Here is a 23580-nt window from a genome sequence, read left to right as displayed (position 1 = left end):
GCGGATTCAGTCCGGCCGCTTCATCCTGAACAGCGCATCCTGCGTGATCGCGAAATAGTCCGCCGGGCCGCCGCCGCGCGTGATCGGGACGGGGCGGGCCGTCTGGTAGACCCCGTCTTCAAGCATGGCGGGATCGATATGGATGCCGACCGCTTCGCCGATCACCAGCCATTGGTCGAGCGCGTCCCCCTGCCTGTTTTCGAGGCGCACGAGCTGCGTGAGCTTGCATTCGAAATGCACCGGGCTGCCCGCGACGCGCGGCGGTTTCACCACTTTGGAAGGCAGCGTTGCCAGATTGGCCAACTCGAACTCGTCGACTCCTGCGTCGACATTGGCCGAACTCGCATTCATCGCCTCCGCCTGCGCCCGGGTCGCCAGATTCCAGACGAACTCGCCGGTGGCGTCGATATTGGCCACCGAATCCTTCCACCCAGCCGATGCGAAAGCGATCAGGGGCGGGCGGTAATTGATGAGATTGAAGAAACTGTAAGGCGCCAGATTGCGAGTGCCGCTGGCGCTCTGCGACGAGATCCAGCCGATCGGGCGCGGCGCGACGATGGCGTTCAACGGATCGTGCGGCAGGCGGTGGCCCTCTTCGGGTTCGTAGAAATGATAATCGGTCATCGGGTCGCTATGCCGCCACCTCACGTCGCATCAAAGTTAATTTCTTGTCCATGTTTCGGACCTTTAGCGCGGCTTACCTGTTGAGTGGGCAAGGAGACCGTCTTGCCCGATACCATCACCATCAACGGAACCGATCACACGCTGCCGAGCGATCCGCGCGTCAGCCTGCTCGATTTCCTTCGCCACGATCTTGGCCTGTCCGGCACGAAGAAAGGCTGCGATCACGGCCAGTGCGGGGCCTGCACGGTTATCGTCAACGGCATGCGCATCAACAGCTGCCTGACGCTCGCCGCGCTCCACGATGGCGACGACGTGACGACGATCGAAGGTCTGGGGACGCCCGAAAATCCCTCGGCTCTGCAAGCCGCCTTCGTCGAACACGATGGCTATCAATGCGGCTATTGCACGCCGGGTCAGATCTGTTCGGCGACTGCCATGCTGGACGAGATCAAGGCCGGCTTCGCCAGCGATGCGAGCGAGAGCCTCGACGGCGAGATGGAGGCCAGCGCCGATGAAATCCGCGAACGGATGAGCGGCAATCTGTGCCGCTGCGGCGCCTATGCCAATATCGTCGCCGCTATCCGCGATGTGGCGAGCCAGGGGGAGACGGCATGAGACCTTTCGACCTCCAGCGCCCCGACAGCCTCGAACATGCGCGCAATCTTTCGACCGGCGAGACTGCCACGCTGATTGCGGGTGGAACGAACCTGCTCGACCTGATGAAGCTTCAGGTCGAAGTGCCCGAACGCGTGGTGGCGATCGATCGGCTCGGCATGAACGAAATTCAGGCCACCGAGGATGGTGGCCTTCGCATCGGGGCGCTCGTCACCAATACGGCGACGGCCAATGATGCGCGCATTCGCAGCGATTATCCGGTTCTGGCCCGAGCCATCCTGGCAGGCGCGACCCAGCAATTGCGTAATCGTGCGACGACCGGCGGCAATCTGTGCCAGCGCACGCGCTGCTATTACTTCACCAATATCGACCAGCCCTGCAACAAGCGCGAGCCAGGTTCGGGCTGCGGCGCGATCGAAGGCATCGCGCGCCTCCATGGGGTCCTTGGTACCAGTTCGAGCTGCATCGCGACCTATCCCGGCGACATGGCGGTGGCGATGAGCGCGCTTGACGCGACGGTCGAGATCGTGAGCGCGGACGGGTCCGAACGTAGCGTTCCGGTGCGCGACTTCCACCTTCTGCCGGGCGACACGCCTTGGCGCGACAATGTGCTGGAGACAGGCGAGATTATTACGGCGGTCACGCTGCCCGCGCTGGTCGAAGGCAAGCAGCTTTACCGCAAGGTGCGCGAACGTTCGTCCTACGCCTTCGCTCTGGTTTCGGTTGCGGCGATCATCGCGATGGAGGGCGATACGATCGCTCGCGCCGATCTCGCTTTCGGCGGGCTGGCGCACAAGCCGTGGTACGATCCGCGCCTGTCCGACTTGCTCGTGGGCAAGGCGCCCGACGCCGCCCTGTTCGATTCCGCCGCCGATCTGCTGCTCGAAAACGCGCAAGGCTATGGCGAGAACGATTTCAAGATACCGCTCGCCCGGCGCACCCTCGCTGCTGTGCTGGCTGAAGCGACGGAGACCGAATTATGACCGCCCATCTCAAGCAGGACGAGCCCGACACGGCCAACTTCCTCGACACCATGAAGCAGGGCGTGCTCGGCAAGCCCGTCTCCCGGATCGAAGGGCTTGCCAAGGTCACCGGGACTGCGCCCTATGCAGCCGAATATCCGGTCGAAAATCTGGCTGAAGGTGTGCTCGTCACCGCCACGATCGTGCGCGGCGAAGTCGTCTCGATCGACAAGGACGCCGCGCTCGCAATGCCGGGCGTGCTGGCGGTGATCGACGACAAGTGCCTGACCACGCGTGCGGCGCAAGGCACCGCCAACGAGGCCCCGCAGCAGAACCCCAGGAAGGTCGATTATTGGGGCCAGCCCATCGCCGTGATCGTCGCCGAAAGTTTCGAGCAGGCGCGCGATGCGGCCAAGCACCTCTCCGTCGAATATCGCGAGGAGGAAGGGGCTCCGCTCGATCCTTCTGCCGTCGAACCCGAAGAGCAGGAGGACGAGACCGTCGATCAGGGCGATCTCGCGCATGCGATGGCGAGGGCCGATCATGCGGCCGATCTCGAGATTTCGACCGAAGGGCATGCGTCCGCTGCGATGGAGCCGCATGCCGCCATTGCCGAATGGGATGGCGACAAGGTCACCGTCTACGCCTCGCTCCAGATGCTGAACTACAACATCACCGAACTGGCCGACAGCCTCGGCGTGGACGAGGACAGGGTACGGCTCGTCTCGCGCTATGTCGGCGGCGGGTTCGGCTCGAAGCTGGGCGTCAGTGAAGAAGTCGTAGCTGCTGCGATTGCTGCGAGAGCGGTCGGGCGTCCGGTGCGCGTCGTCATGAGCCGCCAGCAGGTGTTCCAATGTGTCATGCGGCGCAGTGAAACGAAGCAGCGCCTGCGGCTCGCCAGCGATGGCGAGGGCAGGCTCGACGGGTTCGGCCACGAGGCTCTGGTCTCCAACCTTCCCGAAGAAGACTTCGCCGAGCCGGTGCTGCAATCCTCGCATTTCCTTTACGGCGGAAAGAACCGCGCGCTGAAGCTCGAAGTCGCGCGCATCCATCGCATGACCGCCGGATCGGTCCGTGCGCCTGGCGAGGCTGTCGGCATGCCGGCGCTGGAAGTCGCGATGGACGTGCTGGCGGAAAAGACCGGCGTCGATCCGGTCGAACTGCGTATCCGCAATATTCCCGACTGCAATCCCGAAGAGGATTTGCCGTTCTCCTCGCACAAGCTGGCCGAGTGCCTGCAACAGGGCGCGGAGAAATTCGGCTGGGATGCCGGTGCTCGTAAGCCGCGCCAGACGCGCGATGGCGAATGGTGGGTCGGCACCGGCATGGCGAGCGCCGCGCGCGTTCACAATGTCGGCGAGGCGCGGGCGAGAGTCACGCTGCGGCCCGACGGCACCGCCGAAGTGCGCACCGACATGACCGATATCGGCACCGGCACCTACACCATCGTCGCGCAGATGGTTGGAGAGATGCTGGGCCTCGGAGTGGACGATGTGCTCGTTCAGCTGGGTGACACCGATTTCCCGCGCGGGTCGGGTTCTGGCGGTAGCTGGGGTGGGGCCTCGATCGGATCGGCGGTCTATCTGGCCTGCCGCGCCCTGCGCGAGAAACTGGCGAAGAAGGCAGGAACCGAGGAGTCGGATCTGGCGCTGCGCAACGGCGCTGTCGAAGGCGGTAAATCGCTGGCCGATCTGCTCGATGGACAGGAATTGTCGGAAGAGGGGCATTACGAGCCCGGCGAGATCGCCGATACGCACACCGCATCGGGTTTCGGAGCTTTCTTCGCTCAGGTCAGGGTCAATCGCTTTACCGGCGAGACGCGGGTGGATCGCATGCTCGGCGCGTTCGGTTTCGGCCGCGTGCTGAACGCCAAGACCGCGCGCTCGCAATGCCTCGGTGGCATTACCTGGAGTATCGGTGCCGCGCTGACCGAAGCGCTGCATTTCGATCCCAGGGATGGCCATCTCGTCAATTGCGATCTTGCCGAATACCACGTCCCGGTAAACCGCGACGTACCCGAGGTAGAGGTGCTGATGGTGGAGGAACGCGACCCGGTCGCCAGCCCGATCCAGGCCAAGGGGATCGGCGAACTCGGCATGTGCGGCGGAGCCGGTGCGATCGCGAACGCGATCTACAACGCATGCGGCGCGCGGGTTCTGGACTTTCCGATGACGCCCGACCGGGTGCTGGCGGCGATGCCCGATTAGGCGATTGAAACCAGTTGGATTGGGTGCAGGGATCAGCCTTTCGGTTGATCCCTGACCGTACTTAGTCGCCGCGCAGCTTGAACGTCGTGTACCCCGACGTGCTTGCGCACCAGGACCCGCTCCCCTTTATGGTGCGGCAAGCAATGCGCTCGCAGGACGTTTATCGGCGCGTCATTCCGACAATATACGCTGTGCGATCTCGCGAACGCTGTCGGCCAGATCCTCGCGCTGCAGCGCCAGCGCCAGTGTCGCCTCCACGAAACCGAGCTTGCTGCCGCAATCGTAACGTTTGCCGTCGAAAGTGACTGCGTGGAACGGCTGGTCGCCGATCATCTTCGCCATCGCGTCGGTCAGCTGGATTTCGCCGCCTGCGCCCTTTTCCTGATCCTTAAGGATGCCCATGACTTCGGGCTGAAGGATGTAGCGACCCGACACGATCTTGTTCGAAGGCGCATCGGCCACAGCGGGTTTCTCCACCAGGCCCTTCACCTCAGTAAGATTGCCATCGACCGTGCCTGGATCGATGACGCCATAGCTCGATACCTCTTCATGCGGCACTTCCAGCACGCTCACCAGATTGCCGCCGGTCTTTTCATAGGCATCGACCATCTGCTTCATGCAACCAGCGCCGCCCGGCTCTCCGATCATCAATTCGTCGGGCAGGAAAATCGCGAAGGGCTCGTCGCCCACGATGGCGCGCGCGCACCATACCGCGTGGCCGAGACCCATCGGAACCTGCTGGCGAACCGTGATGATGCTTCCCGGCGTCGCCCGGGTCGAGTCGAGAACACCGAGATCCTTGCCCCGTTCGCTCATCGTCGTTTCAAGCTCGTAAGCCACGTCGAAATGTTCGACAATCGCGGTCTTGCCCCGGCCGGTGACGAAAATCATCTCCTCGATCCCCGCCTCGCGCGCTTCGTCCACCGCGTACTGGATCAGCGGGCGATCAACGATCGGAAGCAGTTCCTTGGGAACGGCCTTGGTTGCCGGAAGGAACCGCGTGCCCATGCCCGCGACTGGAAAAACGGCTTTCTTGATCGGCTTGAAACTCATGGAAAGGTCTCCGTGCATGTTCAGCTTCGAGGACGTTTAATCGATTGTGGATGCGGCGATGATGTGGAGACGCGCGCATCCCATTTTGGGACAGTCCGGTGCCCGCCCGCGGGCGTCCGGTAAAGGGACTTACGTGATTACGTCAGGTTGCTTGCGCCCGGTTCTCGCGGCGAGATCGGTCAATTCGCCCGCCGCAGCGGCCAGTTCCGCCAGCATGGGCTGCACCTCCGCGTCGAGCTTACCGGTGGGCGGCTCGTACCGTTCGAGATAGATGCGCAGGGTCGCGCCTTCGGTTCCCGTACCGGACAGGCGGAAGACGATCCTTGCCCCGCCTTCGAAGAAGATGCGGACGCCCTGATTGCGGCTGACCGATCCATCGACGGGATCGGTATAGTCGAATTGGTCGGCGGCGCTGATGGTTAGGGTGCCGAAGGTCCGGCCCGAAAGATCGCCTAGCGACGCGACGAGATCGCGCATCATCGATTGCGCGATTTCGGTGTCGATTCCCTCGTAATCGTGGCGCGCGTAATAATTGCGCCCGAATTTCCGCCAATGGTCCTCAGCGATCTTGGCCACGCTCTTGCCCGTCACGGCCAGGATGTTCAGCCACAATAGGACGGCCCATAATCCGTCCTTTTCCCTAACATGGTCGCTGCCCGTGCCGGCGCTTTCCTCGCCGCAGAGCGTCGCCTTGCCGGCATCGAGGAGCGAGCCGAAGAACTTCCATCCGGTGGGCGTTTCCCAGGCCGGGATATCCAGCTCCTCGGCAACCCGGTCGGCTGCGGCGCTGGTCGGCATGGAGCGAGCTATACCGGAAAGCCCCCCGGCATAACCGGGCGCGCGATGGGCTTGGGCCGCGAGCATCGCCAGCGAATCGGACGGCGTTACGAAGATGCCGCGCCCGATGATGAGGTTCCGGTCCCCGTCCCCGTCGCTGGCGGCCCCGAAATCGGGTGCATCGTCCGCCATCATCCTGTCGTAGAGTTCGCGCGCATGGACGAGATTGGGATCGGGGTGATGGCCGCCGAAATCTTCCAGCGGGGTTCCGTTTCGCACCGTGCCGGGAGCAAAGCCGAGCCGTCCTTCGAGGATTTCACCAGCGTAAGGGCCGGTCACCGCATGCATCGCATCGAAGGACATCGTCAGCCCGTTCGACACGGCCTCGCGGATCGCGGCGAAATCGAAGAGCTCTTCCATCAGAATCGCATAGTCTGCGACAGGATCGATCACTTCGACCTGCATTTCTCCCACCTGCGTCGAACCGATGGTGTCGAGATCGATATCCTCCGCTTCCACCGCCAACCAGCGATCGATCGTCTGCGTGCGCGCATGGATGGCTTGGGTCACCGCTTCGGGCGCTGGCCCTCCATTGGCGACATTGTACTTGATTCCGAAATCGCCGTCCGGACCGCCCGGATTGTGGCTCGCAGACAGGATCAGACCACCGCTCGCGCCGTTTTTGCGGATGACATGACTAGCCGCTGGCGTGGAAAGAATGCCGCCGCGCCCGACCAGCGCCCGCCTATAGCCGTTGGCGGCGGCGATTCGCAGCGCTTGCTGGATCACGGTGCGGTTATGAAACCGGCCGTCTCCACCTATCACGATCGTGCTGGCATCGGGACGCTCGACGGTATCGAAGATCGCCTGGATGAAGTTCTCCGAATAACCCGGCTGTGCGAACTCGCGCACCTTCTTTCGCAGGCCGGACGTTCCAGGCTTCTGGTCTGTGAATGGCTGGGAGGAGAAGCTTTTGATCATGGATTTCCTCTGGGTTGGCGGACGGGTATCGACCTCATGGAAGCCGAATGTGTCAATCGGACCTCGTGCTCGTACGATAAGCGAGGTGGCCCAGCGCCTTCGCACGCGAATTCTTCTCCGAATGAACGTGGTCCGGGGATGAAGCTTCATGCCCAGTCCCTGCCTGAAGGCTGAGGCGGAATTTCAGAAATTGTTTTAAGGACCGTATCGAATTCGTCATCTAAATGTCGCCTCCTCTTCCAGGGGACGAACGCATCGTAGCGTTGCGCTGTCAGACCAAAATGATATTCGCCCGACAATCAAGTGTTACGGCAAGAAGGGGCCATTCTATTATGACATCATCCCCTGCGGATAGAACCGTACCGGTTCTTGTCACCGGAGGCGCCGGTTATATCGGCAGCCACGCCGTCCTCGCCCTGCGCGATGCAGGCTGGCCCGTTGCCGTTATAGACAATCTTACGACGGGTTTCGAATTCGCCGTACCGGACGATGTCCCTTTCTATAAAGGCGATATAGAGGACACGAACCTGCTTGCGCGCATTTTTGCCGAGCAGGGCATACGCGCCGTCATGCATTTCGCTGGCTCGATCGTCGTACCCGAAAGCGTCGAGGATCCGCTCAAATATTACGGCAACAACACGGCTAAGAGCCGGTCGCTGCTGCAGGCGTGCATTGCGGCTGGCATTCCCCATTTCCTGTTTTCCAGCACCGCCGCGACCTACGGCGTGCCGGAAAGCTCGCCGGTCCGCGAAGACACGCCGACCGTGCCGATCAATCCTTACGGCTGGTCCAAGCTGATGACCGAACAGATGCTGGCGGACACCGCCGCCGCGCATCCGATCAATTACTGCGCGCTGCGCTATTTCAACGTCGCCGGGGCCGACCCCCAGGCGCGCAGCGGACAATCCACTGCGGGCGCGACGCATCTCATCAAGGTTGCCGTCGAAGCCGCATTGGGTCGGCGCGAGAGCGTCTCGGTGTTCGGTACGGACTACGATACGCCCGATGGCACGGGCGTGCGCGATTATATCCATGTCAGCGATCTCGCCGCCGCGCATGTGCTGGCGCTCATGGAGTTGATTGCGCACCCCCAGAAATCCATGACCATGAATTGCGGCTATGGCCGGGGGTTCTCCGTTCTCGAGGTGCTGGATGCGGTCGATGCAGTCACCGACGGGAAGATCGACCGGATTTTCGCACCTCGCAGGGCGGGCGATCCCGCAGCGCTGGTGTCCGATCCCGGTCGGCTGAAAGCGACGCTTCCCTGGAAGCCTCGCCATGCCGATCTGGAAGAGATCATCGTCCACGCGCTGGCGTGGGAGCGCAAGCTCGCGACAATTCGTGAGATGCCCGCCGATCCGGACAATCGCGGCTAGCGTCTTCGAAAGCCCATTAGGGCGGCGATCGTCGCGGTCCTTACGGCGCGACCGTCTTGGGGAGCCACCGTGGTTTCGACCTATGCCATGGCGGCACGCCCGCGATTTCGCTTAGGCGAGCGGGATCGTGGATCACCATGCGCCGGTTCGCGACCGACACCACGCCCTCGACCCGCAATTGCTTGATCAGGCTGTTGGTGTGGACACTGCTGACACCGATCAGCTCGCCCATTTCGCGTTGAGTGAGCGGCATGAAGAAACCGCGCTCCGGATCCTCCTCGCTCAGGGCATGTCGCTCGTGCAATCGCAGGATCAGCGCGGCCAGGCGCGTCAGGGCATCGGCCTGCCCGGTAAGCGCCAGCCGTTCCATGAGGAGAGAGCGTTCTTCCTGTGATATCAGGAACATGATCGCTGCAATTCGCGGACTTGCCGTGAACAGCTCGCCAATCTGATCCTGCCCGATGCGGATGGTCTCGACCGGCGTAAGCGCCATCACGGCATCGATCGGTTCGCGCATCGCCAGGCCCGGGAGCCCCAGGATATCGCCGGGCAGATTGACCGAGACCAATTGACGCGACCCGTCTGCCAGGATCACCGCGCTCGCCGCCCATCCATCGACGAGAAGGTAGAGGTTATGCTCTGTTTCCGATCGGATGATGTCGCCACGCTCGAAATGGTTTCTCGAACCGCCCAGCTCTACAAGCCGCTGAATTTCCACAGGATCGAGATCTGCGAAACCGGTCAGGCGCGAAATGACTTTTCTATCCTTGACCTCGGCGGAACTTTCTTTCGGTCGAAAACTCATTCCACCCTTTCAATCGCGTCCTCAGACAGCGTCGGCTTCACAGACCTGATGGGCTGCCGTTATCGAGGCCGTGTCTGTCGACGGTATCGCCTGCTTGGCCGCTATGCGCGGCGTTTCGTACGACACCCCGGCATTGCGTTGCAAGCGCGCTCGGTCCGTCAGGCAGATTATCCCGCGACTGCATCGCAGGCACGCTTCACCTTCGAGAACATGCAGCGTGTCGGTCACGCTCGCGCGCCTGACGCCCAATTGCGCGGCCAGGCCCCCGTGGGTCACGCGTAAAAAGTCGCTATCCACCCGGTCATGCAACATCAGCAGCCAGGCGCACAGGCGCTCCTTCAAGCTTCCGCGATCGCGGGCGCGGATCATCGAGGCGAGCTGGCTGGTATAAGATCCCAAAAACCGGAGAAGGGAGAGCGACAATGTCGCGCTGGAAAGGCAGGCTTGCCGCATATCCTCGACCGAAATCGCAAGTGCGGTGCCACCATCCATCAGAACCGTGGCTTCCACCTCGTCCTGCGAATTGTCATCGAGGACGGCGGACCAGCCGAAAAACCCTTCGCGACCGACTAGGCCGAGCCCGCTGCGCTGCCGTGTGAACTGGAGGCAGGCGACAAGGTTCAGCGGGAAAAGTACGTGCGGTCCGTCAAGCGTGTCGTGCGCCAGACAATCGCCGTTCTTGAAGCGAACCGGTGAAAGTCGTGCCGCAAGCAGCTTCCAATCCTCTTCCGGCAGGCTGGCAAGAAAGCTGTTAACCGATCCAAGCGAACCGGTTCGCGATGTATCCTGCTGCATCCATGCCTCCCATACGCTCCGCGCCGAGACATGCTTGGCCCCGTTTTTATCGTAGCGTCAGCAAAGATGTACCGAACAATGTCGCCGCTGGAGATAAACTCTTTTAAGTTTCGCCCGTTTGACGCCACTTTTTTGTACGTTGCCGTACGCAGCGCTGTACGCCCGGCCATCCCGGTTACCTTTCTGCCCGTTCAGCAAGAGCGAGTCTCGAGGAGTATCCGATGGCAGACGATCAGCAGATTATTGAGGCCTTCGAGGCGCGGGAGGGACGCAGGACCAACCGGCGCGACATGTTCCGTGGCTTCGCCGCCGCTTCGGCAGCAGCCGGCGGGTTCGTCCTCGCCAACAAGTCCAGTCCCGTCGCCGCGCAGAGCGTGTCGGACGGCGATATCCTGAATTTCGCGCTCAACCTCGAATATCTCGAAGCGCAGTTCTACGTCTATGCGGCCAGCGGGGCCGGCCTGCCGGAAAGCCTCCTTTCCGGTACCGGAACGCGCGGACAGGCGACCGGCGGACGCCGCGTCAACTTCACCGATCCGGCGGTGGCCGCTTATGCCCGCGAGATCGCGGCGGACGAGCAGGCCCACGTGGCATTCCTTCGCGGTGCGCTCGGCAGCGCAGCCGTCGCTCAGCCGGCGATCGACATCAGCGCCAGTCCGAATGGTGCCTTCTCGACTGCGGCGCGTGCCGCCGGTCTGATCGGCCCGGGCCAGTCGTTCGATCCCTATGCCAGCGACGAGAACTTCCTTCTCGCCGCCTATATCTTCGAAGATGTCGGCGTGACGGCCTACAAGGGCGCATCGCCCCTCATCAGCAACAAGACGTTCCTCGAAGCGGCGGCGGGTATCCTGGCAGTCGAAGCCTACCATGCCAGCCTGGTGCGCACGACGCTCTACGCCAAGGGGATGCAGGCGCCGTCTTTGATCGACGCTTCGATCGCGATTTCCAATGCGCGGGACAGCCTCGACGGGTCGAGCGACCTCGACCAGGGCCTGACGACCAGCCGGACATTCGGCGGCACGGCGAGCAACATCGCGCCGCTCGACGAGAACGGCCTCGCTTACAGCCGTTCCGCCGGACAGGTGCTCAACATCGTCTATCTCAACAATATGGCCGTCACCGGCGGGGGCTTCTTCCCCAACGGCGTCAACGGCACCCTGCGCATGAGCGCGGCGAACTAACGAAACCGAGAGGATAAGAGCATGAAAGATCGCGATATCATCCTTGAGGTTCTGCAGGCCGGAACCGATCGCCGCATCGAGCGCCGCCGCTTCCTGCATTTCGCCGGAGCCAGCACCGCAGCGTTCTCGCTGGCGGCCTGCGGCGGGGACGACAACAACAATCCCATCGGTGGGACGCCGCCCGGGCCGACGCCCACGCCGACACCCACACCGACGCCGCCATCGGCTTTGACCGATGCGGACGTTCTGAACTTCGCGCTGAATCTGGAATATCTGGAAGCCCAGTTCTATTCCTACGCTGCGATCGGGTCCGGATTGGCAAGCAACCTGCTCGACGGAACCGGTACTCGCGGTCAGGTGACCGGTGGGCGCCAGGTGAATTTCACCGACCCGCTGGTGGCACAATACGCTCGAGAAATCGCCTCGGACGAGCGCGCTCACGTCGCGTTCCTGCGCAGTGCGCTGGGTGGAGCGGCCGTGGCACAGCCCGCGATCGACATCGGAAGTTCGCCTAACGGCGCTTTCTCGTCCGCTGCGCGCGCCGCTGGCCTGGTCGGCCCGAACCAGAGCTTCGATCCTTACGCGAACGACAACAACTTCCTGCTCGCGGCGTATATCTTCGAGGATGTCGGGGTGACCGCCTATAAGGGCGCATCGCCGCTGATCAGCAACAAGACCTTCCTCGAAGCGGCTGCGGGCATCCTCGCAGCGGAAGCCTATCATGCTGGTCTCGTGCGCACGGTGCTCTATCGCAAGGGCCTGCAGGCGCCTGCCCTGATCGATGCGAGCGAGGCGATCTCGAACGCTCGCGACAGTCTCGACGGCTCGACCGATCTCGACCAGGGTTTGCGTCCGCGCAGCACGCAATTCGGCGAAGGCACGAACATCGTCCCGACCGATAATAACGCGATCGTCTTCAGCCGGACGACCGGCCAGGTTCTTAACATCGCCTATCTTACGGCCATGTCGACGACCGGCGGCGGGTTCTTCCCGAACGGAGTGAACGGCAACCTCAGGATGAGCGCCGCTTCGAGCTGAGGCACGAGTCAAGGAAACGTAGACCCATGGCCCATTCCCATGCGAGCTGCTTCAGGATCACCTGCTACAAGACCGGCAGCTATGCTCTGATGCACTTCATGGTGGCGATCACGGTCGCGTATCTGCTGACCCGAAGCTGGAAGGCGGCACTGGCCATCGGCATTGTCGAGCCGCTGGTGCAGACCGTCGCCTTCTATTTCCACGATCGGGCGTGGAACGGATCGGGCAGGGGAAAGGTGGCGAACGCCTCCGAATCCGTCGAACTGCGACGCGCCGACTGAGACGAAAACCGATGGCGAGGCTATCCGATCTGCCACCGCAGGTCGGATAGCGCCGTGCGCGGCTTCGGCGTAAATCCAGCCGACAGATGCCGCCGGGCATCACTCTTCATGCGAAAGTTCGAAGCGCCTTCGGTAGTGCGGCCCGCTTTCACAAAGCCCGGCGAGATCGCTCGCGTGATGCCGCGATGATCCGTCCTAGAATTCCGACCGAAGACTCGCTCGCTTCGAGCCATGATGGCCCTTGCACGCTAGCGTTAGTCGGCTGCTGAGGCAGTCAGTTCGGACAAGGGCCGCATCTTCCTGCGGGAGTGGCTGGGGTGGCAGGGATCGAACCTGCGAATGCCGGTACCAAAAACCGGTGCCTTACCACTTGGCTACACCCCAGCAGTGGGCGCTCCTATAGCGGTTCGCGCACGGATGTGAAGGGCCTCTCAGATGGCTTTGCCGTCGAAATCTTCGGCGGAGTGGCGTTCGCGCAATTGCGTGTCGTCATCGCCCCACACCTTGGTGACGATACGGCCGCGGCGCACGGCAGGGCGCTCGGCGATCGTTTTCGCCCAGCGCGCGACGTTTTCGTATTCGTGGATCGAGAGGAAAGTCTTCGCGTCGTTATAGATCGTGCCTTCCACGAAGGGGGCCATCCAGGGAAATGCGGCGATGTCGGCCACGGTGTAGTCGTCGCCGCCAAGATATTCGCTTTCGGCAAGGCGGCGGTCCGCCACGTCGAAGAGGCGCTTGGTCTCCATCGCATAACGGTTGATCGGATATTCGTACTTCTCGGGCGCATAGGCGTAGAAATGTCCGAAGCCGCCGCCGATGAAAGGCGCGCTGCCGATCTGCCAGAACAGCCAGCTCAGAACCTCCGGGCGCGAGCCATCGGTCGGCAGGAAGGCGCCGAACTTTTCCGCCAGATACATCAGGATCGCGCCGCTTTCGAACACGCGAACCGGCTCTGCTCCGCTACGGTCGAGCAGGGCGGGGATCTTGGAGTTCGGATTGACGGCGACGAAGCCAGAGCCGAACTGGGCGCCGCTGGAAATGTCGATGGTCCAGGCATCGTATTCCGCACCTTTATGGCCTGCCTCGAGCAGCTCTTCGAGCATGATCGATGCCTTCACGCCGTTGGGCGTGGCGAGCGAATAGAGCTGAAGATCGTGATTGCCGACCGGCAATTCCCTGTCTTCTCGCGCACCGGCGGTGGGTTTGTTGATGCTGGCGAATTTTCCGCCGTTCTCGGTATCGTTGGTCCATACGGCGGGCGGGGTATAGGTGGGGTCGGCCAAGATCGGTCTCCTGTTGGGGAAGTCCCGGCAAGCTGGGGTGCTGGCGGAGCGAGCGCAAGTGGAACCGCGACACAGCTGGAGCGTCCAGCAGGTGCAACCATCGGGCACGCACCATGACCAAGCTTATCTACGTCGACGACGATCTACCCGGCATAACCCGCAAGGGTGCGGGCAGGGGCTGGGCCTATTACGATCCCGACGGAACGCTGATCCGCGATGCGCAGGAGAAGCGACGGTTGAACGCGATCGCGCTGCCCCCCGCCTATAACGATGCATGGTTCTGTCCCGCATCGAACGGCCATATTCTCGCCACCGGGATTGATGCCAAGGGGCGCAAGCAATATCGCTATCACCCCGAATTCCGCGCCCGGCGCGAAGGGGAGAAGTTCGACAATTGTCTCGTCTTCGGTGGGCTTCTGCCGCTGGTGCGCAAGCGGGTCGAACAAGACTTGCGCGGCCGCAAGATCACGTGGGATCGCTCCGTGGCGAGCGTCGTGCGCTTGCTCGATCTGGGCGCGATCCGCGTGGGTAACGAAGGCTACGCGCAGAACAATAAGAGCTTCGGCGCCACGACGCTGCGCCGCCGCCATGCCGAACTGACGGGCAAGACACTGCGCCTCAGATACAAGGGCAAGGCGGGCAAGCTGCAGGAGGTCGTCCTTTCCGACAGCAGCCTGTCGCGCATGGTCCGCAACATGCAGGATCTGCCCGGCCAGCATATCTTCAAATATGTCGACGACGATGGCGACGTGCAGGCGGTAGGGTCCAGCGACGTCAACGAATACCTTTCCGAAACGATGGGTGAGCGTTTTACGGCCAAGAATTTTCGCACCTGGCATGCCAGCGTCATGGGCTACGAATGCCTTCTGAACGGAGAGGGCCGCGTTCCGATCAAGGAATTGCTGGACTGCGTGGCCAGCAAACTGGGCAATACGCCTGCCGTCACGCGCAAGAGCTATATCCATCCCGCCGTGATCGACCTCGTCGATCGCCAGCAAGAATGGCGCGCCGATCTCAAATTGCCGCGCGCGACAAAATGGTTGACCCGCGAAGAGCGCGGCCTGGCCGAGCTGATCAAGGACAGCCCCGGCGCCCACGAACTGCTCGCCGCTTCGCGCGGCTGACGTAGCTATCTGCCAAAACGATTGAGTTTTCAGACCGATCGGTATATGCTGTCGTAATCGCGGGGTGTGCTATCGCGCGACTGTCGCGGGATTTGGCAGCCTGCGGGATCGGTTTCCGTCCGGGGTGGGGTCATGCAGAGACTAGCGCAATTCGACGTTAGCAGGCAGTTCGTCACCCGACCGGGGCAGATTGCAGCCCAGATCGTGTTCGGCGCAGTATGCGCGGCTGCGATGATCGGTGTCCGCGCTGCGGTCGATCTGTTCGCTCCCGTGTCCGGGCCTTTTGCGCTCATCTATCCGACGGTTCTTCTTGCCACCCTGTATGGGCATTGGCGCGCGGGTGTGATTGCCTTCGTCGTGACGTTCCTGTGGGCTTGGTATTTCGTTCTGCCCGCACAGGGATCGTTTCTTTTTACCGAGGCTTCGGACCCGGCGCGCGTCGTTATCAACGCGATCGCCGCTCTTATCGTGCTGATCTTTGCCGAAGCGTTTCGCCGCGTCGCGCGTAGCACGGTCGAGGAAATCAGGCAGTCAGCGGACCGACGGCTCGCGCAACTCGCCGAACTCGAACATCGCACCAAGAACAATTTCGCGCTCGTCGCCAGCCTGCTGGAAATCCAGAAGCGGCGGGTCAGCGATACGGCTCTGCATCCGATGCTGGACGATGCCGCCGGTCGCGTGCGCACCTTTGCGGACGCCTATTCGAGCCTCTCTATCGAACATTCCGATGGGGAGGATGTCGATATGAGGCCTTATCTCGACCAATTGCTCGATCGGATCGAGCGGGCTGCTGTGCCCGATCACGTTTCGCTTTTTCGCGAAATAGACGCTGTCCAATTGTCGAGAGAGACTGCCGTCGCGATCGGCCTCTATCTCAACGAGGCGATCTCCAACAGTTTGAAATACGCCTTCCCCGACGAACGGCCCGGCAAAATCGGCGTGTTCTTCCAGCACCGGCCCGAAGGCTGGCGGTTGACGATCGATGACAATGGCGTCGGGATCGAAGGCGAACCGTCGAAAGGCGGTGGATTGGGTTCGAATCTTCTTCAGGCCTTTTCGGCACAGGCCGGTGCGCGCCACAGCGCCGGCCCGACGCTGGGTGGATTCCGAACCGAAATGAACGCACTTCGCGAAGCGGTTGCCTAATCGGCCTCTAAGCGGTTACCGCCATCGACAGACGCGGGCCGGACTTTCCCTTCCGAACCGGCGCCGGATTGCGCCGACGCGCTGACCGGCTTCCACCGCACGGAGATGCCGACACACATGGCCGACAGCACCAGCCACGCCTTTTTCGACCTGCACACTCACGGTTTCGTGCGAGTGGCGACCAGCACGCCGCAAGTACGAACGGCGGACGTCGCCTATAATGCGCGCGGTATTCTCGACGAGGCAAAGCGCGCGGCGGCCCGTCATGTCGATGTGTTGCTCTATCCCGAACTGTGCCTGTCTTCCTACGCGCTCGACGATCTTCACCTGCAGAACGCGCTGCTCGACGCGGTCGACGCCGAAATCGCGGCCATAACGAAGGCAAGCCGCGACATTCCGACAGTGCTCGTGATCGGCGCGCCGCTGCGGCGCAATGGCCGCATCTACAATTGTGCGCTCGCGATCTGTCGCGGCAAAGTGCTCGGCGTGGTGCCCAAGAGCTTTCTGCCCAATTACCGGGAATATTACGAGAAGCGCTGGTTCGCGCATGGCCGCGATTGCATCGGCCTCACCATCCGCGCCGGCGGAGAGGAGGTTCCGTTCGGGACCGATCTTCTCTTCGCGCATCCGACCATCCCCGGTTTCGTTTTCGGCATGGAGATCTGCGAGGATTTCTGGTCTCCGACCCAACCCGGAACCATGGCGGCGCTGGCGGGCGCGACGCTCGTCCTCAACCTCTCCGCGTCCAATATCGTCATCGGCAAATCGGACGAGCGCCATTTGCTCAGCCGCGCCAGTTCCGCGCGCTCGGTCTGTGCCTACGCCTATTCGGCGAGCGGGCATGGCGAGAGCACCACGGACCTCGCCTGGGATGGGCAGGGGATGATCTACGAACTCGGCGAACTGATGGTGGAAAGCGTTCGCTTCGACCGCGAGCCGGAATTGTGCGTCGCCGATATCGATTGCCAGCGCATCCTCAACGAACGGATGCGGATGCAGACCTTCAACGACGCCGCCGAAGCCGCCGGCCGGCCCGAAGACTGGTATCGCACCATCGCCTTCGATCACGAACCGGCGGGCGGAGACATCGGCCTCGATCGTCCGATCCGCCGCTTCCCCTTCGTGCCCAACCGGCAGGGCAAGCTGGACGAGGATTGTTACGAGGCGTTCAACATTCAGGTTTCGGCCCTCGTCCGCCGGATCGAAGCGACTAATCCCCAATCGCTGGTCATCGGCATTTCGGGCGGGCTCGACAGCACGCATGCGCTGCTGGTGGCGGCGCGCGCCTGCGACACGCTCAGCCTGCCGCGCAGTACCATCCGCGGCTATACCATGCCCGGTTTCGGCACCTCCGAAGGAACCCGATCGAACGCCTGGAAGCTGATGGAAGCGATCGGCGTCACCGCCGAAGAGATCGATATCAAGCCGACCGCGCGGCTGATGCTGGAAAATATCGGCCATGCCTTCGCCGATGGCGAGCCGGTCTACGACGTCACGTTCGAGAACGTGCAGGCGGGCCTGCGCACGGATTATCTGTTCCGCCTGGCCGGGCAGCATGGGGGCTGGGTGATCGGCACAGGCGACCTGTCCGAACTGGCGCTGGGCTGGTGCACTTACGGCGTCGGCGACCAGATGAGCCATTACAACGTCAATGCGGGCGTCCCCAAGACCTTGATCCAGTATCTGATCCGCTGGACCACCACGACCGGACAGTTCGACGAGGAGACGGACGGCGTGCTCCTCTCCATCCTCGATACCGAGATCTCGCCCGAACTCGTACCTGCGGGCGAGGACGGCGCGATCCAGAGTACCGAGAGCAAGATCGGCCCCTACGAGCTGAACGACTTCTTCCTCCACCACATCCTACGCTGGGGCCAGAAGCCGAGCCATGTGGCGTTTCTGGCCTGGCACGCCTGGCACGATGCGCGTGGCGGCGTGTGGCCTGCCGGTTTCCCCGAAGAGCGCAAGAACGAATACGATTTGGACACGATTGCGGGATGGCTGGAAAAGTTCATCCGCCGTTTCTTCGCGTTCAGCCAGTTCAAGCGCAGCGCGCTGCCCAACGGCCCCAAGGTCAGTTCCGGCGGCGCCTTGAGCCCGCGCGGCGATTGGCGCGCGCCGAGCGATGCGGTGGCCGATGTCTGGCTCGCCGAACTGCACGAGGGACTTCCCGAAGACAAGAGCGACTGACCCGTGCCCGCAAGAACGGTATTTCTTCTGGTCCTCGCCAATCTCGCTTGGGCCCTGAATGTGATCGTCAGCAAGCTGGCGGTCGAGGATCTGGGGCTGCCCCCATTGTTCTATGCCGCGTTGCGCGCGCTGGTCACGATTGTCGTGCTCGCGCCCCTGTTGCGTCCGCTTCCCAAGGATTGGCTACGCACTGCGCTGGTGGGCCTTTCGATCGGTGGCGGCAGTTTCGCCCTGTTCGCTCTCGGTCTCGAAACGGCTAGTCCATCGGAGGCCGGTATCGTCGGTCTGTCGGGCGCGCCGATGACCGTGCTACTGGCTATCGTCCTGTTAGGTGAAAAAGTCCGCTGGCGTCGCGGGATCGGTATCGCTCTCGCCGTGATCGGCGTGGTGATCGCAATCGCCTCCCCATCCGGCTGGGAGAGTTCGGGAGGGGTCGCCTGGATCCTCGTCTCCTGCCTCGTCGGGGCGTTGGGCTCGGTCTTCGTCAAGCGGATAGAAGTTGGCGGCAGGCAATTGCAGGCGTGGTCGGCGCTGGCATCCTTCACAGTGCTGATGCCGCTCGCCTTGGTCACCGAAGACAATTTCGTCGCCCCGATCCTGGCCGATCCCCTCGCCGTGATCGGGTGCCTGATTTTCGCCGGGCTGATCGTTTCGGTCTATGCCCACACGATCTATTTCAGCGCGCTCAAGGCGCATGACGCCAATCTGGTCGTCCCCTTCACGCTGTTGCATCCACTGATGACCGTGGGGCTTGGCGCCTGGCTTACGGGAGACCGCGTGGGCTGGCCGCTGCTGATCGGCGGGGGCATCGCCGTGACCGGAGTGGCCATTCTGGTCATCCGCCCCAGCACCACCTTCACGCGACGCCTGCTGGTGCGTTCGCGGCTCTAGGCGCGGGATCGGTTTGCCCGGGCACACTTTTTGCTTCATCGCGTTGACAGAACACTGCCATTTTCACCCAGGATCCGAATGACCGCCATTAACCGGATCGCCACCGCGGTTCCCGATCTCGATTTCGAAGCCGATTATCGCCGCTGGGCGATGCGCCGGTTGGATGGTACGCGCGAGGCGCGCCTGTACGAACGCATGGCCGACCGATCGGGGATCGAACATCGCTGGTCCGTGCTGACGGCGGAAGACGCCAAGCTTGAAGAAGGCGTCGGCCTTTACGGCGGCGCGCAGGCACCGGGCACGGCAGAGCGCATGGCGATCTATGCCGAAGAAGCGCCGAAGCTGGCGTTGAAGGCGATCGACGGGCTGGGCGAGCTTGGCGACATCACGCATCTCGTGGTCGCCAGTTGCACCGGTTTCGTCGCGCCGGGGATCGACCAGATCATCGCGCGTCGCTTGGGGCTGGCCGACGATATCGAGCGCGTCCTGATCGGTTTTATGGGGTGCTATGCCGCCGTCACCGCGCTGCGCACCGCGCGGCACATCACGCGCTCGCAGGAAAGCGCGCGGGTGCTTGTCGTCACGGTGGAATTGTCGACGCTGCATCACCAGGAGCGGATGGATATCGAGCCGCTGCTGATGGGCGCCCAATTCGGCGATGGAGCCGCCGCAGCAATTGTCAGCTCGCAAGGAGAAGGGCTTCGGCTCAGCGAGGGCATCTCCGCCGCGCTTCCCGACAGCGAAGACCTCATCACCTGGCATATCGGCGATACCGGGTTCAACATGTGTCTATCGGGCGAGGTTCCAGGCCGCATCGTCGCCGCGCTGGCCGACCCGGACGTTCGAGACCGCGTGCTGGGCGGGGCTGAAATGGAGGCGTTCGACGCGTGGGCCGTCCATGCCGGGGGGCGAAGCATCCTCGATGCGGTGGAAAAGGGCTTTTCTCTTGCGCCCGGCGCGCTCGACGCATCGCGCGAGGTGTTGCGCAATTGCGGGAACATGTCTTCGTCGACCCTGATGTTCGTGCTCGCCCGGCTGATCCGCGAAAAGCCGAAAAAGGGCGTGGCGCTCGCCTTCGGGCCGGGCCTTGCGATGGAGGGCTTCCGCTTCGGCTGGTCCGATGCTTGAGGCCCGCGCCACGCAGGACGAGCTGATGGACGATCCTGCGTTGGATGCGGCGACCTATACGGAAGTTCTCCACGATCTGGCGCAGGTCAATACGATCACGCTGGCGCGGCGGCCGACGCTGAATTTTCTGGAGCGGGCTGTCGGTAAAAGAGACCGCTTTCGCCTGCTCGATGTCGGCTTCGGGGATGGCGACATGCTGCGCGCGATCGCGAAATGGGCCGACAGGCGCGGGATCATGGCCGAACTCGTCGGCATCGATCTCAATGCCCGCAGCGTGGCTGCGGCGCGGGAGCGTACGCCCGGAACCATCCCGATCGAGTACCGCACCGGCGATTACGCCGATCTGGCGGGCGAGGGATGGGATTGCGTCGTCTCCAGCCTCGTGGCCCATCACATGACGCGCGAGCAGCTCGTCGCATTCCTGCGCTTCATGGACCACGAAGCGCGGGCGGGCTGGTTCGTCAACGATCTCAGGCGCAGCCGCTTCGCCTGGCTCGGCTATCCGCTTCTTGCGCGGCTGATGAACTGGCATCGGATCGTGCGACACGACGGACGCCTCTCGATCGCGCGGTCTTACCGAAAAGAGGAGTGGATGCCGCTGCTGGCTTCGGCTGGGGTGAAGGGCGCTGAGGTCGAACCAGTCTTTCCCTTTCGCCTCTGTGTCGGGAAGATCCGCTGAGCCCCCCGCTGATCCTCGGCGCGGGTCCGGCGGGCTGTGCGGCAGCGATCGTGCTTGCCGAGGCGGGACGCGCGCCGATTCTGATCGACCGCGATGCGAGCGTCGGCGATGCGCTGTGCGGCGGTTTCATGAGCTGGCAGACAGTCGCCAATCTGCGTGCGCTGGGTGTCGATGCGGAAGGGCTGGGCGCGCATCGGGTCGAACGGCTGGCCCTGTTCGCGGGCGATCGCAGCGCGCAGGCCCGCTTGCCCGATGCGGCGTGGGGCCTTTCACGCCACGCTCTCGACACGGGATTGCGCGCCCGGGCGCTTGCCGTCGGCGCGCGGCTCGAAATCGACCGTGCCCGCTCGCTCGTGCCCGGCATGATCGAAGGCGAGCGACGGGAATGGCAGTCGGACGCGATCTTCCTTGCCACCGGCAAGCATGATGTGCGCGGTGAGAGCCGGCCGCGAGAGGCGGCGGACCCCGCGCTCGGCCTCCGTGTGCGCCTGCCCGGCCATCCGGACTTTGCGAGCCTGATCGGCGATGCGATCGAACTGCATCTTTTCGATGGCGCTTATGCCGGGATCGTCTTGCAGGAGGACGGATCGGCGAATGTCTGTCTGGCGTTGCGCAAATCGCGTCTGGCGCGCGAAGGCGGCCCTCTGGACCTCCTGAACGCTTTGGCGGAGCGGCATCCCGCCTTTGCGGAACGCTGGCGGTATGCACCGGACAACCCCGTCATCGATACGATCGGATCGGTCCCCTATGGCTGGATCGCGGACGGCACCGATCCGGGCCTCTATCGCCTCGGCGATCAGGCGGCAGTGATTCCTTCGCTCGCGGGCGAGGGGATGGGGATCGCCATCGCCAGCGGGCAGTCGGCGGCCCAAGCCTATCTTGAAGGGAAAGGCGCCACCGATTGGCAGCGCGAATTTTCGCGCCGCGCGGCTCGCCCGGTTACGATTGCCGAAGCGATCTGGAAGGCGGCGGAAACGCCTGCGTTGGCGAAATTCGGTCTGAGTGCTGCCGCCATGCTGCCCGCGCTCGCCACGATGGCGATGCGCGCCAGCCGGATCTAGAGCTTCACCACCCAATTGTTGGGATCGGCCACCGCGCCGGTCTGGATGCCGACGAGCTTTTCGCGCAGCTTGTGCGTGATCTGGCCGGTGCCGCCCGAGCCGATCGAGAATTCGCCATCCGGGCCGACGACGGAGCCGACCGGGGTCACCACCGCCGCGGTCCCGCAGGCCATGGTCTCGATCAGATTGCCCTTCACCGCATCGGCGCGCCATTGGTCGATACTGTAAGGCTCTTCGCGCACGTTGAGCCCTTCCTCGCGCAGCAAGTGTACCAGGCTGTCGCGGGTGATGCCGGGCAGGATGGTGCCGGTCAGCGGAGGCGTTATCACCGTCCCGTCGTCGAAGACGAAGAACAGGTTCATGCCGCCCAGCTCCTCGATCCACTTCTTTTCGACCGCGTCGAGGAAGACGACCTGATCGCAGCCGTTCTCGATGCCTTCGGACTGCGGGACCAAGCTGGCGGCGTAATTGCCGCCCGTTTTGGCGGCACCGGTGCCGCCCGGCGCGGCGCGGGTATAGTTGCGGCTGACCCAGATCTTGACCGGCTTGGCCCCGCCCTTGAAATAGCCGCCCACGGGCGAGGCGATGAGAATATATTTGTACTGCCGCGCAGGCCGCACGCCGAGGAAAGCCTCGCTCGCGAACATGAAGGGGCGCAGATAGAGGGCGCCGCCATCGATCGTGGGAGTCCAACCGCCATCCACGCCGACAAGGCGCTTTATGCTGTCGAGGAACAGCTCTTCGGGCAGTTCGGGCATCGCCATGCGGCGGGCGCTGGCGTTGAAGCGCCGGGCGTTCTGCTCGGGCCGGAACAGGCCGAGCGATCCATCGGGATGGTGATAGGCCTTCATCCCTTCGAAGATTTCCTGGGCGTAGTGAAGCACCGCCGCCGCCGGATCGAGCGCGATCGGCTCGCGCGCGCACAGCTTCGCGCTGTGCCAACCGCCTTTGTCGGCGTCGTAATCGATCACCACCATGTGATCGGTGAAGATCTTGCCGAAACCGGGATCGGCGATCGCCTCGGCACGGGTTTCGCCGGGGACCGGAGCGGGGTGGGGAATGTGCTTGAAATCCATGTCCGGCGGGTAATCCGCGCGCCGAAAAAGGGCAAGAGCGTGGGCGGGAAACGGTAGAGATGTTCCGGCTGGGAGAGTTTCCCTCTCCTACGGTCACCGGGCCGGAACAGCCGCAAGGATAGCAGAAATGTGAAGGGCGGCCCTCGCCCGTAGGAGGTACCGCCCTTCGCATGGTCAGCGGCCGGAAGTGCCGCTCACGTCGCCTTACTTGGCAAGTGTCTTACCGAGTATGCTCCGTAGGGATCTTCACCGACCTCGCTACTGAACCATGAGACATCGGATCACCTCCTTTCGCGCTAGTGAGCTA

Annotated in this window: 21 protein-coding genes and 1 tRNA gene; 14 read left to right on the top strand and 8 right to left on the bottom strand. The window is 63.1% G+C overall.

Features of this window, described 5'->3' with window-relative positions; translation table 11 throughout:
- Positions 1-6: 6 nt before the first annotated feature.
- Positions 7-624 carry a flavin reductase family protein gene (locus A3736_RS11770; protein ID WP_067683213.1) on the bottom strand — a complete coding sequence of 206 codons (618 nt, stop codon included), beginning with the start codon at positions 622-624 and terminating at the stop codon, positions 7-9.
- 102 nt (positions 625-726) lie between these two features.
- On the opposite strand from A3736_RS11770, the gene A3736_RS11765 reads away from it, so the two are divergent.
- From A3736_RS11765 to A3736_RS11755, 3 genes are read left to right on the top strand one after another with little or no spacing between them, the layout of a single operon-like run.
- Positions 727-1239: a 2Fe-2S iron-sulfur cluster-binding protein gene (locus A3736_RS11765; RefSeq protein ID WP_082851461.1), complete on the top strand. Its 513-nt coding sequence runs from the start codon at positions 727-729 to the stop codon at positions 1237-1239.
- Entirely contained in the window at positions 1236-2222 is a 987-nt protein-coding gene (locus tag A3736_RS11760) for a xanthine dehydrogenase family protein subunit M (protein WP_067683207.1), read from the top strand. Before A3736_RS11765 ends, A3736_RS11760 begins: the two co-directional genes overlap by 4 nt.
- The gene (locus tag A3736_RS11755; protein ID WP_067683205.1) at positions 2219-4408 is read left to right on the top strand and encodes a xanthine dehydrogenase family protein molybdopterin-binding subunit; all 2190 of its coding nucleotides are present in this window, start codon (positions 2219-2221) and stop codon (positions 4406-4408) included. The genes A3736_RS11760 and A3736_RS11755 overlap by 4 nt, the downstream gene beginning before the upstream one ends.
- A 171-nt stretch (positions 4409-4579) precedes the next feature.
- Here A3736_RS11755 and galU read toward each other — a convergent pair whose 3' ends face one another.
- Together galU and A3736_RS11745 are read right to left on the bottom strand one after the other, a co-directional pair.
- Positions 4580-5461, bottom strand: coding sequence for a UTP--glucose-1-phosphate uridylyltransferase GalU (gene galU / locus A3736_RS11750; protein WP_067683204.1), 882 nt, complete (start codon positions 5459-5461; stop codon positions 4580-4582).
- A gap of 129 nt (positions 5462-5590) precedes the next feature.
- Positions 5591-7219: an alpha-D-glucose phosphate-specific phosphoglucomutase gene (locus A3736_RS11745; RefSeq protein ID WP_067683203.1), complete on the bottom strand. Its 1629-nt coding sequence runs from the start codon at positions 7217-7219 to the stop codon at positions 5591-5593.
- Positions 7220-7551: 332 nt separating this feature from the next.
- Here A3736_RS11745 and galE point away from each other — a divergent pair, with 332 nt between their 5' ends.
- A complete protein-coding gene (gene galE / locus A3736_RS11740; RefSeq protein WP_067683202.1) occupies positions 7552-8595 on the top strand; it encodes a UDP-glucose 4-epimerase GalE in 1044 nt (347 codons plus the stop codon).
- A gap of 40 nt (positions 8596-8635) precedes the next feature.
- Here galE and A3736_RS11735 read toward each other — a convergent pair whose 3' ends face one another.
- Positions 8636-9400, bottom strand: coding sequence for a Crp/Fnr family transcriptional regulator (locus A3736_RS11735; RefSeq protein ID WP_067683201.1), 765 nt, complete (start codon positions 9398-9400; stop codon positions 8636-8638).
- A gap of 21 nt (positions 9401-9421) precedes the next feature.
- Positions 9422-10195 (bottom strand): Crp/Fnr family transcriptional regulator, encoded by a 774-nt coding sequence (locus A3736_RS11730; RefSeq protein ID WP_067683199.1) that lies wholly within the window; start codon positions 10193-10195, stop codon positions 9422-9424.
- Between the two features lie 221 nt (positions 10196-10416).
- Between A3736_RS11730 and A3736_RS11725 the strand changes: the two genes are divergently transcribed.
- Genes A3736_RS11725 through A3736_RS11715 form a run of 3 tightly spaced genes read left to right on the top strand, consistent with a single transcriptional unit; the run spans position 10417 to position 12695 of the window.
- Positions 10417-11376, top strand: a complete 960-nt coding sequence (locus tag A3736_RS11725) for a ferritin-like domain-containing protein (protein ID WP_067683198.1) — start codon at positions 10417-10419, stop codon at positions 11374-11376.
- Between the two features lie 21 nt (positions 11377-11397).
- Positions 11398-12414, top strand: a complete 1017-nt coding sequence (locus A3736_RS11720) for a ferritin-like domain-containing protein (RefSeq protein ID WP_067683195.1) — start codon at positions 11398-11400, stop codon at positions 12412-12414.
- Between the two features lie 26 nt (positions 12415-12440).
- Complete coding sequence (locus tag A3736_RS11715) at positions 12441-12695, top strand: DUF2061 domain-containing protein (protein ID WP_067683194.1); 255 nt, start codon at positions 12441-12443, stop codon at positions 12693-12695.
- Positions 12696-13004: 309 nt separating this feature from the next.
- On the opposite strand, the gene A3736_RS11710 is transcribed toward A3736_RS11715, so the two are convergent.
- Positions 13005-13079, bottom strand: a tRNA-Gln gene (locus tag A3736_RS11710).
- Between the two features lie 47 nt (positions 13080-13126).
- Positions 13127-13978, bottom strand: a complete 852-nt coding sequence (yghU, locus tag A3736_RS11705) for a glutathione-dependent disulfide-bond oxidoreductase (protein WP_067683192.1) — start codon at positions 13976-13978, stop codon at positions 13127-13129.
- Between the two features lie 113 nt (positions 13979-14091).
- On the opposite strand from yghU, the gene A3736_RS11700 reads away from it, so the two are divergent.
- The 7 genes from A3736_RS11700 (at position 14092) to A3736_RS11670 (ending at position 22197) form a co-directional block, all read left to right on the top strand.
- On the top strand, positions 14092-15102 hold the full coding sequence (locus tag A3736_RS11700) for a DNA topoisomerase IB (RefSeq protein WP_067683190.1): 1011 nt from the start codon (positions 14092-14094) through the stop codon (positions 15100-15102).
- A 132-nt stretch (positions 15103-15234) separates the two neighbouring features.
- Positions 15235-16248 carry a sensor histidine kinase gene (locus A3736_RS11695; protein WP_067683188.1) on the top strand — a complete coding sequence of 338 codons (1014 nt, stop codon included), beginning with the start codon at positions 15235-15237 and terminating at the stop codon, positions 16246-16248.
- Positions 16249-16365: 117 nt separating this feature from the next.
- On the top strand, positions 16366-18438 hold the full coding sequence (locus A3736_RS11690) for an NAD(+) synthase (RefSeq protein WP_067683187.1): 2073 nt from the start codon (positions 16366-16368) through the stop codon (positions 18436-18438).
- Positions 18439-18441: 3 nt separating this feature from the next.
- Positions 18442-19329, top strand: a complete 888-nt coding sequence (locus tag A3736_RS11685; protein WP_067683186.1) for a DMT family transporter — start codon at positions 18442-18444, stop codon at positions 19327-19329.
- Positions 19330-19407: 78 nt separating this feature from the next.
- Positions 19408-20457, top strand: a complete 1050-nt coding sequence (locus A3736_RS11680; protein ID WP_067683184.1) for a type III polyketide synthase — start codon at positions 19408-19410, stop codon at positions 20455-20457.
- Positions 20450-21136, top strand: a complete 687-nt coding sequence (locus tag A3736_RS11675; protein ID WP_067683183.1) for a methyltransferase domain-containing protein — start codon at positions 20450-20452, stop codon at positions 21134-21136. The genes A3736_RS11680 and A3736_RS11675 overlap by 8 nt, the downstream gene beginning before the upstream one ends.
- Positions 21115-22197 (top strand): NAD(P)/FAD-dependent oxidoreductase, encoded by a 1083-nt coding sequence (locus A3736_RS11670; RefSeq protein ID WP_369815446.1) that lies wholly within the window; start codon positions 21115-21117, stop codon positions 22195-22197. Before A3736_RS11675 ends, A3736_RS11670 begins: the two co-directional genes overlap by 22 nt.
- On the opposite strand, the gene A3736_RS11665 is transcribed toward A3736_RS11670, so the two are convergent.
- Positions 22194-23273 carry a branched-chain amino acid aminotransferase gene (locus A3736_RS11665; RefSeq protein ID WP_067683180.1) on the bottom strand — a complete coding sequence of 360 codons (1080 nt, stop codon included), beginning with the start codon at positions 23271-23273 and terminating at the stop codon, positions 22194-22196. The two genes, A3736_RS11670 and A3736_RS11665, sit on opposite strands and share 4 nt — an antisense overlap.
- Between the last annotated feature and the right edge of the window lie 307 nt (positions 23274-23580).

The organism is Erythrobacter sp. HI0063 (genome assembly GCF_001635685.1).
Taxonomy (GTDB): domain Bacteria; phylum Pseudomonadota; class Alphaproteobacteria; order Sphingomonadales; family Sphingomonadaceae; genus Qipengyuania.
Note: the sequence above shows the minus strand (reverse complement) of the source record. Positions and strands in the feature narration are given on the sequence as shown.

Bases quoted from the DNA above. Each gene is read 5' to 3' on its own strand.
- A3736_RS11770 (WP_067683213.1), bottom strand. From the start codon at position 624: ATGACCGATTATCATTTCTACGAACCCGAAGAGGGCCACCGCCTGCCG.
- A3736_RS11760 (WP_067683207.1), top strand. From the start codon at position 1,236: ATGAGACCTTTCGACCTCCAGCGCCCCGACAGCCTCGAACATGCGCGC.
- A3736_RS11755 (WP_067683205.1), top strand. From the start codon at position 2,219: ATGACCGCCCATCTCAAGCAGGACGAGCCCGACACGGCCAACTTCCTC.
- galU (WP_067683204.1), bottom strand. From the start codon at position 5,461: ATGAGTTTCAAGCCGATCAAGAAAGCCGTTTTTCCAGTCGCGGGCATG.
- A3736_RS11745 (WP_067683203.1), bottom strand. From the start codon at position 7,219: ATGATCAAAAGCTTCTCCTCCCAGCCATTCACAGACCAGAAGCCTGGA.
- galE (WP_067683202.1), top strand. From the start codon at position 7,552: ATGACATCATCCCCTGCGGATAGAACCGTACCGGTTCTTGTCACCGGA.
- A3736_RS11735 (WP_067683201.1), bottom strand. From the start codon at position 9,400: ATGAGTTTTCGACCGAAAGAAAGTTCCGCCGAGGTCAAGGATAGAAAA.
- A3736_RS11730 (WP_067683199.1), bottom strand. From the start codon at position 10,195: ATGCAGCAGGATACATCGCGAACCGGTTCGCTTGGATCGGTTAACAGC.
- A3736_RS11725 (WP_067683198.1), top strand. From the start codon at position 10,417: ATGGCAGACGATCAGCAGATTATTGAGGCCTTCGAGGCGCGGGAGGGA.
- A3736_RS11720 (WP_067683195.1), top strand. From the start codon at position 11,398: ATGAAAGATCGCGATATCATCCTTGAGGTTCTGCAGGCCGGAACCGAT.
- A3736_RS11715 (WP_067683194.1), top strand. From the start codon at position 12,441: ATGGCCCATTCCCATGCGAGCTGCTTCAGGATCACCTGCTACAAGACC.
- A3736_RS11700 (WP_067683190.1), top strand. From the start codon at position 14,092: ATGACCAAGCTTATCTACGTCGACGACGATCTACCCGGCATAACCCGC.
- A3736_RS11695 (WP_067683188.1), top strand. From the start codon at position 15,235: ATGCAGAGACTAGCGCAATTCGACGTTAGCAGGCAGTTCGTCACCCGA.
- A3736_RS11690 (WP_067683187.1), top strand. From the start codon at position 16,366: ATGGCCGACAGCACCAGCCACGCCTTTTTCGACCTGCACACTCACGGT.
- A3736_RS11680 (WP_067683184.1), top strand. From the start codon at position 19,408: ATGACCGCCATTAACCGGATCGCCACCGCGGTTCCCGATCTCGATTTC.
- A3736_RS11675 (WP_067683183.1), top strand. From the start codon at position 20,450: ATGCTTGAGGCCCGCGCCACGCAGGACGAGCTGATGGACGATCCTGCG.
- A3736_RS11665 (WP_067683180.1), bottom strand. From the start codon at position 23,273: ATGGATTTCAAGCACATTCCCCACCCCGCTCCGGTCCCCGGCGAAACC.